We start from the raw sequence: 11437 nt of genomic DNA, 5'->3' as shown, positions 1-11437 counted from the left end.
GGCACGACCTGCGTGCCGACGCCCTCGTCGGTGAAGATCTCGAGCAGGACGGCGTGCGGCTCGCGCCCGTCGATCACGGTCGCGCGCTTGACGCCCTCCTCGACCGCCTTGAGGCAGGCCGCCATCTTGGGGATCATGCCGGTCGCGAGCCCGGGGATGAGCTCGGCCAGCGCCTCGGGGCTGATCTCGCCGATGACGTCGGAGCTGTTGGGCCAGTCGGCGTACAGCCCCTCGACATCGGTCAGCACGAGGAGCTTCTCGGCGCCGAGCGCGACGGCCAGGGCCGCGGCCGCGGTGTCGGCGTTGACGTTGTGGACCTGGCCGGACGCGTCCGGGGCGACGGTCGACACGACGGGGATGCGGCCCGCGTCGATCAGGTCCTGGACGGCCTCCGGGCGTACGCCCACGACCTCGCCGACCAGGCCGATGTCGGTCTCGACCCCGTCGATCACCGGCATGGTCTTCTGCGCCGTGAACAGCCCGCCGTCCTCACCGGACAGCCCGACCGCGAGGTCGCCGTGCTGGTTGAGCAGGCCCACGAGCTCGCGCCCGACCTGGCCCGTCAGCACCATGCGGACGACGTCCATCGTCTCGGGGGTCGTGACCCGCAGGCCACCACGGAACTCCGACTCGATGCCGAGCCGGTCGAGCATCCGGTTGATCTGCGGTCCGCCACCGTGGACGACGACGGGCTTGAAGCCGGCGAGGCGCAGGAAGACGATGTCCTCCGCGAACGCGTGCTTGAGCGTGTCGTCGGTCATGGCGTTGCCGCCGTACTTCACGACGATGACCTTGCCGTGGTACTTCTTCAGCCACGGCAGGGCGTGCGCGAGCGTGGCGGCCTTGGCGGTCGCCCTCTTCCAGTCGGCGGGATTCCACTCGTCGGGAGCGGACTCGTCGGACGTGGCCAGGTCGTCATCGGTCATGAGCTGTACGCCGAGTTCTCGTGGACGTACGCCTGGGTCAGGTCGTTGGTCCAGATGGTGCCCGACGCATCGCCGGACTTGAGGTCGATCGTCACGGTGACGGACCGGGGCTCGAGGTCGATCGCGTCGGCCGACTCACCGGGCCCGCTGTTGCGGCAGACCCACACGTCGTTGAGCGCGACGTCGAGGTCGGCGGGGTCGAACGCGGCCTGCGTCGTGCCCACCGAGGCCAGGATCCGGCCCCAGTTGGGGTCCTTGCCGAAGATCGCGCACTTGAACAGGTTGCTGCGGGCGACCGAGCGACCCACCTCGAGGGCGTCGTCGACGCTCGCCGCGTTGACGACCTCGATCGCGATCTCGTGGTCGGCACCCTCGGCGTCGGCGAGCAGCTGCATCGCGAGGTCATGGCACACCTCGGTCACGGCGGCGGTGAACGCCTCCGGGCCCGGGGCCGTGCCCGTGGCCCCGGAGGCCATGAGCAGCACGGTGTCGTTGGTCGACTGGCAGCCGTCGGAGTCGAGCCGGTCGAACGTCTGGGCCGTCGCGGACCGCAGAGCGGCGTCGGCGGTCGCGGAGTCGACCTCGGCGTCGGTCGTGATGACGACGAGCATCGTCGCGAGCGCCGGCGCCAGCATGCCGGCGCCCTTGGCCATCCCGCCGACCGTGAAGCCGTCGCCCTGGGCCACGGCCTCCTTGGCGACGGAGTCGGTCGTCATGATCGCGGTCGCGGCGGCGTGCCCGCCGTCGGGGCTCTGGCCCTCGAGCGCCGAGCGAACACCCGACAGCAGTGCCTCCCGGTCGTTGAGCATGCCGATCAGCCCGGTCGAGCACACCTGGACCTCGACCGCGCCGACGCCGAGGTGCTCGGCGACGGCCTCGGCGGTGCGGTGGGTCGTCGCGAAGCCCTCGGTGCCGGTGTAGCAGTTGGCGCCCCCGGAGTTGATCGCGACGGCGACCGCGGACCCGCCCTGGATCGCCTGCTCGCTCCACAGCACCGGGTTGGCCTTGCACCGGTTGCTCGTGAAGACCGCGGCGGCGGCCGTCGACGGTCCCTGGTTGACGACGACGGCGACGTCGGGCGCGCCGGTCGACTTGAGGCCGGCGGGAACGCCCGCGGCGGTGAATCCCTGGGCTGCAGTGACGCTCATCTAGGGTGCCGTTCCGATCGTGGAGAGGCCCGTGGTCTCGTCGAGACCCAGGGCGAGGTTCATGGACTGGATGGCGCCGCCGGCCGTGCCCTTGACCAGGTTGTCGATCGCCGAGACGACGACGAGCCGGTTGGCCCGGGCGTCGATCGCGACCTGCATCTGGGCGGTGTTGGCGCCGAGCGTGGCCGCGGTCGTCGGCCACTGCCCCTCGGGGAGCAGGTGGATGAAGGTCTCGTCGCCGTAGACCGCGTCGTACGCCGCGCGCACCGCGGCCAGGTCGACGCCGTCGACGAGCCGGGCCGTCGTGGTGGCCAGGATGCCCCGCGCCATCGGCACGAGGGTCGGGGTGAACGAGATCGTCACGTCGTCGGCGCCGGCCAGCCGGAGGTTCTGCATGATCTCCGGGACGTGCCGGTGGGTGCCGCCGACGCCGTACGGCGACGCCGCACCGAGCCCCTCGGCCGCCATGAGGTTGGCCTTGGGCGCCTTGCCCGCACCGGAGTAGCCGTTGGCGAGGACCGCGACGAGATCCGTCGACTCGACCAGGCCCGCGGCCACGGCGGGCTGGATGCCCAGCGTGATCGCGGTGACGTTGCAGCCCGGCACGGCGATGCGGTTGACGCCCTTGAGCGCGTCGCGCTGCCGCCCGGCCCCCACGATGAGCTCCGGCAGGCCGTACGGCCAGGTGCCCGCGTGCTCACCGCCGTAGAACTCGGTCCAGTCGGCGGCCGACCGGAGCCGGAAGTCGGCACCGCAGTCGATCACCAGGACGTCGTCGCCGAGCTCGGCGGCGACGGCCCCGGACTCGCCGTGCGGCAGGCCGAGGAACACGACGTCGTGACCCGACAGGATCTCGGTCGTCGTGGGTTGCAGGACGCGGTCCGCCAGGGGCACGAGGTGCGGGTGGTGCCGGCCCAGGGGCGTACCGGCGCTCGACGCCGCGGTGAGCGCGCCGATCTCGACATCGGGGTGCGCCAGGAGCAGGCGCAGCACCTCCCCACCGGCATACCCGCTCGCGCCGGCTACGGCGACGGTGATCGTGGTCATCTCTCCACCTTTGCAGATCTGTCGTGCAGGGGTTGTCGGGAAGGCCGGGCTCAGTCGGTGCCGAACTCCATCGCGGCCGCGTCGAGCGCATTCTCCTCGTCGGTGGCAGCGGCGGGGTTGGCCTCGATCCGGACCGCACCGCCCGCGGGCAGCTCACCGAACAGCGTGCCGTTCTCGACCAGGACCTGGCCCTGGTCGAGGGGCTGGGCGGCGTACAGCTCGAGCATCGCGCGCGAGTCGGCGATGTCGAGGTTGCGCATCGTCAGCTGGCCGATGCGGTCGGTCGGGCCGAACACGGCATTCTCGGTGCGCTCCATCGAGAGCTTCTCCGGGTGGTAGGAGAACGTGGGCCCCTGGGTGTCGAGGATCGAGTAGTCCTCGCCGCGGCGCAGCCGCACCGTCACGTCGCCCGTGACGACCGACGCGATCCAGCGCTGCACCGACTCGCGCAGCATCATGGCCTGCGGGTCGAGCCAGCGGCCCTCGTACATCAGCCGGCCCAGGCGCCGCCCGTGCTGGTGGAAGTTGGCGATCGTGTCCTCGTTGTGGATCGCGTTGACGAGCCGCTCGTAGGCGATGTGGAGCAGAGCCATGCCGGGTGCCTCGTAGATGCCGCGGCTCTTGGCCTCGATGATCCGGTTCTCGATCTGGTCGGACATGCCGAGGCCGTGACGGCCGCCGATCGTGTTGGCCTCGTGCACCAGCGCGACCGGGTCGTCGGCGAACGACGTCCCGTTGATCGCGACGGGGCGACCCGCGACGAAGGACACCGTGACGTCCTCGGTCTCGATCTCGACCGAGGGATCCCAGAACTTGACCCCCATGATCGGCTCGACGGTCTCCAGGCTCGTGTCGAGGTGCTCGAGCGTCTTGGCCTCGTGCGTCGCGCCCCAGATGTTGGCGTCGGTCGAGTACGCCTTCTCCTGGCTGTCCCGGTAGGGCAGGTTGCGCTCGGTGAGCCACTGGCTCATCTCGGTCCGGCCGCCGAGCTCGGCGACGAACGCCGCGTCGAGCCACGGCTTGTAGATCAGCAGCTCGGGGTTCGCGAGCAGGCCGTAGCGGTAGAACCGCTCGATGTCATTGCCCTTGAAGGTCGACCCGTCGCCCCAGATGTTGACCGAGTCCTCGTGCATCGCGCGCACGAGCAGGGTGCCGGTGACGGCGCGGCCGAGCGGGGTCGTGTTGAAGTAGGTCCGGCCGCCGGAGCGGATGTGGAACGCTCCGCAGGCCAGCGCGGCCAGCCCCTCGTCGACGAGGGGGCGCTTGCAGTCGATCAGGCGGGCGAGCTCGGCGCCGTACTCCATCGCGCGGCCCGGGATCCCGGAGATGTCCGGCTCGTCGTACTGGCCGATGTCGGCGGTGTACGTGCAAGGGACGGCGCCCTTGTCGCGCATCCAGGCGACGGCGACGGAGGTGTCGAGGCCTCCGGAGAAGGCAATGCCGACGCGTTCGCCGGTCGGGAGGCTGGTGAGGACTTTGGACATGCACACATTCTTGCACAAGGATGCAAGAGTTTGCATTCTGGGGTCTCGTGGGAACGGCGACGCGACGTGTCTCCGTACCCCTAGGATGCAGCCATGCGGAACCTCCTGCGCGGTCTCGCGCTGATCGTGACGGTGGTCCTGCTGGGAGTCCCGGCCCTCGCGTCCCTCGTCCCCGACGAGACCAGCGGCGGCGCCGATCCCGTGCGGATCACGAGCTACGACGCCGACTTCGTCGTCCTCGAGAGCGGGAGGCTCGTCGCCAAGGAGACCTTGACGACGGAGTTCCCGATCGGCCGGCACGGCATCTTCCGGTTCTGGGACCTCGCCGATCCGTCCGACTCGCACGTCCGCCTCAAGCCCGAGAACGTCAAGGTGTCGCTCGACGGCGACGACGTGCCGTACGACCTGCAGTGGAGCGAGGGCCGTCACTACCGCGTCGCGAAGATCGGCGACCCCGATGCGTACGTCTCGTCGGGCACGCACGTCTACACGATCCAGTACGAGATCGACGGCGCCCTGTCCCCCACCGACGCCGGCAGCGGGACGTCGTCGTCGAGCTGGACCGACGAGCAGTCGTCGCGGTCGGTCTTCTACTGGAACGTCGTGCCGCAGGGCTGGCAGATGGAGATCGAGAAGACGCAGATCGAGCTGACCCTCCCCGCCGCGTCGGGCAAGGTGCAGTGCACGTCAGGCTTCGACAGCGACGGGCCGTGCGACGTCGAGGGCGCCGGCACCGACCGGGTCACGCTCTCGACCGGCGCGCTCGCGCCGCACACGCCGGTCACGGTCCGGGTGGGCCTGCCCGTCCCGACCCCGGACCGCCACACCGTCCCGTGGCCCGTCGGCGCCGACCGGGCACTCGGCAGCTCGCTGCTGGCCCTGGTGCTCGTCGTCGCGGTGTCGCTGGTCATGCTGGGCCTCGGCTACTGGCTCGAGCGCCGGGCTCGCGAGGAGCGGCCCGGCTATCCGGTGCAGTACGAGCCCCCGCCGGGGCTCGGGCCGGTCCAGACGGCGTACATCGCGGACGAGCGGGTGCCGGAGCGCTCGCTCGTGGCGACGCTGCTCTACCAGGCCGAGCAGGGGCTCACCCGGCTCACGGCCAACGACGACGGCTCGTGGACCGTGACGGGGCTCGGCGACGGGAAGGCCTGGGCCGCGACGGACGACGTCACCCGCCACGTCGGGACCGAGCTCGGGGTGACCCGGGAGGGCGCCTCGTTCACGGCCCGCAAGGGCGCGGTGACCGAGGGCCAGCAGCTGCAGAAGCTGACCTCCGAGCTCCCCGACGTCACGAGCACCTGGGCCTCGGGGGTCGGCGCGCAGCAGATCGTCAACGCCGAGCTGCTCTCGCGCGTCGCGGTCATCGCGGCCGCCATAGCGTTCCTCGGGATCGGGATCTTCCTGCACCCGCCGGTCTCGATCTACCTGCTTCCGCTCGCTGCGTTCGTGATCGGCGGCGCCGGCCTGGTGACCCGCGGCGTCGGTCGCCGCCGCACCCCGCTGGGCCGCGACCTGTGGTCGCGAGCCGGCGGCTTCGAGCGGCTGCTGTCGACCACCTCGGCGCAGGACCGCTTCGACTTCAGCGGCCGCACGGAGCTCTACACGGCGTACATCCCCTATGCCGTCGCGTTCGACTGCGCCGACCGGTGGGCCAAGAAGTACGAGCTCACGACCGGCTCGCCGGCTCCCGTGCCCCTGTGGTTCGGCGGCGGCGCGTCAACGACCACCGGCCGGACCGGTGGCATCTTCGGCAACAACGACGCACTCTCAGGGTTCGAGTCCACTCTCGCGTCCTCCATCAGCGCCTATGCGGCCACCCAGTCCTCCTCGTCATCCTCGGGTGGCGGCGGTGGCGGCGGCGGCTTCAGCGGCGGTGGCGGGGGCGGCGGCGGTGGCGGCGGCTCCTGGTAGACCTGCACGATCCCGCCCCACCATCGAGGAGAAGACATGCTCTGGATCATCATCGGCGTCATCGCGGCGCTGCTGCTGTTCACCGCCTACGCGTTCAACCGGCTCCGCCGGGTCGACATCGGCGCCCAGGAGGCGCTGGGTGGCATCGACGTCCAGCTGACCCGTCGCGCCGACCTGATCCCCAACCTGGTCAACACGGTCAAGGGCTATGCGCAGCACGAGAAGGGCGTCTTCGAGGCCGTGACCGCGGCGCGCGCCGGCGTCAAGGCCGCGGCCGACAACGGCACGGTGCCCGAGAAGGCCGCCGCCCAGGCGCAGCTCGACCGGGCGATCGTCGACGTCCTCGCGGTCGCCGAGGCGTACCCCGACCTGAAGGCGTCCGCCGGGTTCCTCCAGCTGCAGACCGAGCTGGCCGACACCGAGGACAAGATCTCGTTCGCCCGCCAGTACTACAACGACGCCGTGGCCAAGCTCAACAGCCTGGTCCGCACGATCCCGTGGCTGCTGTTCACCAGCATCGCCGGCGTCCACGCCCGCGAGTTCTACGACGCGCCCGCGGGCCAGGAAGCCCCCCCAAGCGTCCAGTTCTGACCCCACCCCCGCTGACGCGTGGGTTGCACCCGCTGACGCGTGGCTTGCACCCGCTGACGCGTGGCTTGCACCCGCTGACGCGTGGCTTGCACCCGCTGACGCGTGGCTTGCGTCGCGACGCAACCCACGCGTCACGCGGCGCAACCCACGCGTCAGCGGTCAGGTGCGGAGGGTGGCGCCGCTGGTCTCGTTCGCGGCGGTCACGGCGGCCTCTCGTACGGACCGGATCTCGTCCTCGGTGAGGGTGCGATCCGGGGCTCGGAGCCGCAGCGCGAACGCCAGCGACTTCTTGCCCTCGGGCACCTGGTCGCCGGTGTAGACGTCGAAGAGTCGCACCGACTCGATCAGCGGGCTGGCCGTGGCCAGGGCCCGCTCGAGCTCACCGGCCGCGACGGACGCATCGACGACGAGCGCCAGGTCCTCCTTCGCGACGGGGAACGAGGAGAACTCGGGCCGCGGGCCCACCTCGGGAGCCGCCGCGATCAGCGCGTCGAGATCGACCTCGGCCGCGACGACGCGGGGAGGCAGTCCGTATGCCTTGAGCACCTGCGGGTGCAGCTCGCCGGCGTGACCGATCGTCACGCCGTCCAGGACGATCGCTGCGCATCGTCCGGGGTGCCACGGCTGGAGCTGCGCCTGCTGGACCTCGACCTCGACGTGCAGGGCCGCGGCCAGGTGCTGGACGACCGCGATGGCGTCGCCCCACTCCGCCCGGCGACCGGTGCCGTACCAGCCCGACCGGATGCGCTCGCCGCTCATGACCACACCGACGTGGTGGGGCTGGTGCGGGAGGGCTGCATCGAGTGCCGCGAGCTCTTCGGTCGTCGGACGACGGTCGACGCCGTAGATCGGCGCCTCCGCCGAGCCCGCCTGTGGGAAGAACACCCGACCGGTCTCGGTCAGGTGGACGTCGGCATGGCCGCGGCCCACGTTGAGCACCAGGCTCCGCAGCAGACCGCTGAGCAGCGTCGTGGTCAGTCCGGGCTCCTCGGCCGACAGGGGGTTCTCCAGCAGCACCTGACGGCGACGGTCGTCGGCGGCGTCGAGGCCCAGCCGGTCCCAGTCCCCCGGTCCGGCGAACGGGAAGGTCTTGACCTCGACGAGCCCCTCGCCGGCGAGGACGTAGCCGGCCCGGCGGCGCAGCCTCTGCGCGAAGGTCAGGCCCCGGCCAGCGGGTGCGACCGGCACCAGCGACGGCACCCGGTCGTAGCCGACGACGCGCAGGACCTCCTCCACCACGTCATAGGGATCGGTGAGGTCGGATCGCCACGGCGGCGGCGTGACGCTCAGCCAGTCGTGGTCGACCGCGACCTCGCAGCCGTTGACCTCGAGGGCCTCGACCGCCGTGACGGTGTCGATCTCGACGCCCGTGATCCGCGCCGGCAGGTCGGTCTGGAGCACGATGTCCGCCGGCACGGGAGGCGTCCCGAGCAGGGTCAGTCCCGGCTCGAGGGTGCCGCCACCGTGCTCGACCAGCAGGTCCGCGACGCGACGGACCGCACGGGCCGGCAGCGTCGGGTCGACTCCCCGCTCGTTGCGCTTCGCCGCCTCGGAGCTGAGCCGCTGCGTGCGGGCGGTCCGGGCGATCATCGGCGCGGTCCACACCGCCGCCTCGACCACGACGTCGGTCGTGCTCGGGGTCATCTCGACCTCCTCGCCACCCATGACGCCGCCGAGGCCCACTGGGCCGCGGTCGTCGGTCACGAGGGCGTCGGCCTCGGTGAGGGTCCGGGTGACGCCGTCGAGGGTCGTGAGCTTCTCCCCCGCCGTCGCGCGACGCACGACCAGCGGGCCCTTGAGGAGCGCGCGGTCGTAGCCGTGGATGGGGAAGCCGAGCTCCAGCATGACGTAGTTGGTGACGTCGACCGCGAGCGAGATCGACCGCATGCCGGCGAGCTCGATGCGCTGCGCCAGCCACGCCGGGGTCGGCAGCGACGGGTCGATCCCCGTGACGGTCAGGGCGGCGAAGACCGGCGACGCCGAGGGGTCCTCGACGACGACGGGGTACGCCCCGGGGCCGTCGGTCGCCACGGTCACGGCGTCGAGGTCGGCCGGGTCGTGGAACGGCACGCCGAAGGCGATCGCCGCGTCCCGGGCCACGCCGCGCAGCGACAGCGCGTAGGCGCGGTCGGGGTTGACCTCGAGGTCGAGGACCTCCTCGCCGAGGCCCAGCAGGTCGATCGCGGAGTCGCCTGGCTGCGCCGAGCCGGCCTCCAGCACGATGATGCCGCTGGCGTCGCCGGCGACGCCCAGCTCGGCGGACGAGCAGATCATGCCGTCGGACACGTGCCCGTACGTCTTGCGGGCCGAGATCTCGAACCCGAGGGCCGGCAGCACCGTCCCGGGCAGCGACACGACGACGAGATCGCCCTCGGCGAAGTTGTGCGCGCCGCAGATGATGCCGCGCGACGGTACGTCCTCACCTGGGGCGTCCGGGACCGAGGGATCGTTGTACGCGCCGACGTCGACGCGGCACCAGTTGATCGTCTTGCCGTTCTTCTGCTCCTCCTTGACGAGGTCCAGGACGCGGCCGACGACGAGCGGGCCGCTGATGCCGGACGAGACGATCTCCTCGAGCTTGAGGTCGAACGCCGTGAGGCGGGCCGCGAGGTCGACGGTGGACAGCTCGGCGGGCAGGTCGACGTACTGACGCAACCAGCTGACGGGAACCTTCACAGCTCGACTCCGAACGGCTCGGTGAAACGGATGTCGCCGTCGAACAGGTCGCGCAGGTCGGCGATGTCGTAACGGGACGTGATGGTGCGGTCGATGCCGATGCCGAACGCGAAGCCGGAGTAGCGCTCCGGGTCGATGCCGCACGCGACCAGCACGCGCGGGTTGACGACCCCGCAGCCGCCCCACTCGACCCAGCCCTCGCCCTTGCAGGTGCGGCACGAGGCAACCGCGTCGGGCTCGTTGTGGCACACGTAGCAGAGCAGGTCCATCTCGGCGCTGGGCTCGGTGAACGGGAAGTACGACGGGCGGAACCGTGTCGTCATGCCGTCGCCGTAGATCGCCTGGGCGAAGTGGTCGAGGGTGCCCTTGAGGTGAGCCATCGACAGGCCCTCGTCGATCGCGAGTCCCTCGACCTGGTGGAACACCGGCGAGTGGGTCGCGTCGAGCTCGTCGGTGCGGAACACGCGACCGGGGCAGGCGATGTAGATCGGGGGCGTGCGGGTCAGCATCGTGCGGGCCTGGACCGGCGACGTGTGCGTGCGCAGCACCATCGCGGCCTTCTCCGGGGTGACCCAGAAGGTGTCCTGCATCGTACGGGCCGGGTGGTCCGGGCCCAGGTTGAGCGCGTCGAAGTTGAGCCACTCGGCCTCGACCTCGGGGCCCTCGGCGATCTCCCAGCCCATCGCGACGAAGACGTCCGCGATGTGCTCCGAGAGCGTCGTGACGGGGTGCCGGGCACCGACCGGGGTGAGGTCCCACGGCAGGGTCACGTCGACGGCCTCGGTGACGAGCGCCCGCTCCTCCTCGGCGGCCTCGACCTCGGCGGTCTTGGCTGCGAGGGCCTGGTTGATCGCACCGCGCGCCTGGCCGACCCGCTGGCCGGCCTCCTTGCGGGCCTGGGGCTGCAGCGCACCGATCTCACGGTTGGCGAGTGCGATCGGCGACCGGTCGCCGACGTGGTCGATCCGCACCTGCTTGAGGGCCTCGAGGGAGTCGGCGGCGGCGATCGCCGCGAGGGCCTCGTCGCGCATGCGCTCGACCTCGTCGGAGCGCAAGGGAGTGACCTCCACGGGGTCGTACGAGGAGTTGGGGGCGGACATGCAGACCTTCCGGAGAACACAGGTGAACGGGTGGGACCACCCACCCGTGAGTTTATCGGTCGCGCCCGGGCCCGGTCAGTCGGTCATCGAGTCAGGCTCGTTGATGGGGAACCAGACCCGGATCTGCGCTCCCCCGCCCTCGGCGCCGAGGATCTGGATCCCGCCGCCGTGCTGCTCGACGATGCCCCGCACGATGTACATCCCGAGGCCGCTGCCGGCACCGGGTCCCGAGCGCCAGAACCGGCTGAAGACCCGCTGCCGCATCTCCTCGGGGATGCCCGGCCCATGATCGTGCACCTGCAGCGAGACGCCCTCGGTGCCGTCATCGTGTCGCGTGTTCTGCACGACGATCTCCCGCAGGCCGAAGCCGTGCCGCATCGCGTTCTCGACCAGGTTGGTCACGACCTGCGTGATCCGGTCGCCGTCGCCCCAGATCAGGTCCAGGTCGTCCTTGATGCTGATCTCGAAGGGGTCGGTGGCGCCACCGGACACGTTGGTCAGCACGTGGCGGACGATCTCGTCGAGCTTGACCGGCCCGCGCCGCAGCGTCAGCC

General features: G+C 71.2%; 9 protein-coding genes. 2 read left to right on the top strand and 7 right to left on the bottom strand.

The features are described 5' to 3' along the window. The 4 genes from argB to argG form a co-directional block, all read right to left on the bottom strand. Positions 1–926, bottom strand: a 926-nt coding sequence (gene argB, locus JWQ91_RS11440) for an acetylglutamate kinase (RefSeq protein ID WP_297783898.1), incomplete at its 3' end; no start/stop codon positions are given. Beyond that, a complete protein-coding gene (argJ, locus tag JWQ91_RS11435) occupies positions 923–2074 on the bottom strand; it encodes a bifunctional glutamate N-acetyltransferase/amino-acid acetyltransferase ArgJ (RefSeq protein ID WP_297783895.1) in 1152 nt (383 codons plus the stop codon). The genes argB and argJ, both read right to left, overlap by 4 nt. Next, positions 2075–3121, bottom strand: coding sequence for an N-acetyl-gamma-glutamyl-phosphate reductase (argC, locus tag JWQ91_RS11430; protein ID WP_297783892.1), 1047 nt, complete (start codon positions 3119–3121; stop codon positions 2075–2077). A 50-nt stretch (positions 3122–3171) separates the two neighbouring features. Continuing rightward, positions 3172–4605, bottom strand: a complete 1434-nt coding sequence (gene argG / locus JWQ91_RS11425) for an argininosuccinate synthase (protein WP_297783890.1) — start codon at positions 4603–4605, stop codon at positions 3172–3174. A 93-nt stretch (positions 4606–4698) separates the two neighbouring features. Here argG and JWQ91_RS11420 point away from each other — a divergent pair, with 93 nt between their 5' ends. Both JWQ91_RS11420 and JWQ91_RS11415 read left to right on the top strand, forming a co-directional pair. Next, positions 4699–6516, top strand: coding sequence for a DUF2207 domain-containing protein (locus JWQ91_RS11420; protein ID WP_297783889.1), 1818 nt, complete (start codon positions 4699–4701; stop codon positions 6514–6516). Between the two features lie 36 nt (positions 6517–6552). Beyond that, a complete protein-coding gene (locus tag JWQ91_RS11415) occupies positions 6553–7107 on the top strand; it encodes a LemA family protein (RefSeq protein WP_297783887.1) in 555 nt (184 codons plus the stop codon). Positions 7108–7266: 159 nt separating this feature from the next. Here the strand turns inward: JWQ91_RS11415 and pheT are convergent, their stop codons facing one another. The 3 genes from pheT to JWQ91_RS11400 all read right to left on the bottom strand — a co-directional run. Beyond that, positions 7267–9783, bottom strand: coding sequence for a phenylalanine--tRNA ligase subunit beta (gene pheT, locus JWQ91_RS11410; protein WP_297783884.1), 2517 nt, complete (start codon positions 9781–9783; stop codon positions 7267–7269). Continuing rightward, the gene (gene pheS / locus JWQ91_RS11405; protein WP_297783881.1) at positions 9780–10883 is read right to left on the bottom strand and encodes a phenylalanine--tRNA ligase subunit alpha; all 1104 of its coding nucleotides are present in this window, start codon (positions 10881–10883) and stop codon (positions 9780–9782) included. Before pheS ends, pheT begins: the two co-directional genes overlap by 4 nt. A 75-nt stretch (positions 10884–10958) precedes the next feature. After that, the coding region (locus JWQ91_RS11400; protein WP_297783878.1) for a HAMP domain-containing sensor histidine kinase at positions 10959–11437 on the bottom strand (479 nt) is incomplete at its 5' end.

The sequence above is a fragment of the Aeromicrobium sp. genome, assembly GCF_025965075.1.
Taxonomy (GTDB): domain Bacteria; phylum Actinomycetota; class Actinomycetes; order Propionibacteriales; family Nocardioidaceae; genus Aeromicrobium.
The sequence above is the reverse complement of the archived record's forward strand: the minus strand, read 5'-3'. Positions and strand labels throughout refer to the sequence as shown.